The sequence below is a fragment of the Nibrella saemangeumensis genome (genome assembly GCF_039541915.1).
Classification (GTDB): Bacteria; Bacteroidota; Bacteroidia; order Cytophagales; family Spirosomataceae; genus Nibrella; species Nibrella saemangeumensis.
Map to the genome: position 1 here is coordinate 1 of NZ_BAABHD010000009.1, position 825 is coordinate 825.

1 protein-coding gene is annotated in these 825 nt (G+C 66.0%); it reads left to right on the plus strand.

The genetic code is table 11. From position 1 onward, the window contains the following. Positions 1 to 636: 636 nt before the first annotated feature. On the plus strand, positions 637 to 825 hold a 189-nt coding region (locus ABD949_RS04495; protein ID WP_345241033.1), incomplete at its 3' end, for a hypothetical protein.

Here is an 825-nt window from a genome sequence, read left to right on the forward strand (position 1 = left end):
CACGGGCGTGATCAGTTACAGCTTTGCAGGTCCATTGGGAGCCATCATCACCCAGAACGGCAGTGCCATCGCCACAGTGAACCTGCCGGGCAGCTACACCGTCACGGCCACCGGCCCTGGCGGGTGCAGCTCCACCGCCATTGTGGTGGTCGCCCCGGCCCCGGCAGCCCCTCAGAACCTGAGCCTGACGGTGAGTGCGGCCCTGAGCTGCACGGCTTTGACGGCGACACTGACGGCGACCACCTCCAGCACGGGCGTGATCAGCTACAGCTTTGTGGGTCCATTGGGAGCCATCATCACCCAGAACGGCAGTGCCATCGCCACAGTGAACCTGCCGGGCAGCTACACCGTCACGGCCACCGGCCCTGGTGGGTGCAGCTCCACCGCCATTGTGGTGGTGGCTCCGGCCCCGGCAGCGCCCCAGAACCTGAGCCTGACGGTGAGCAGTGGGTTAAGCTGCACGGCCCTGACGGCGACACTGACGGCGACCACCTCCAGCACGGGCGTGATCAGTTACAGCTTTGTGGGTCCGCTGGGGGCGGTGATTACCCAGAACGGCAGTGCCGTAGCGACGGTGAACCTGCCAGGCAGCTATACCGTCACGGCCACCGGCNTGCGGCCCTGAGCTGCACGGCTTTGACGGCTACCTTGACAGCGACTACCTCCACGACGGGCGTGATCAGCTACAGCTTTGCAGGTCCATTGGGAGCCATCATCACCCAGAACGGCAGTGCCATCGCCACAGTGAACCTGCCGGGCAGCTACACCGTCACGGCCACCGGCCCTGGCGGGTGCAGCTCCACCGCCATTGTGGTGGTGGCTCCG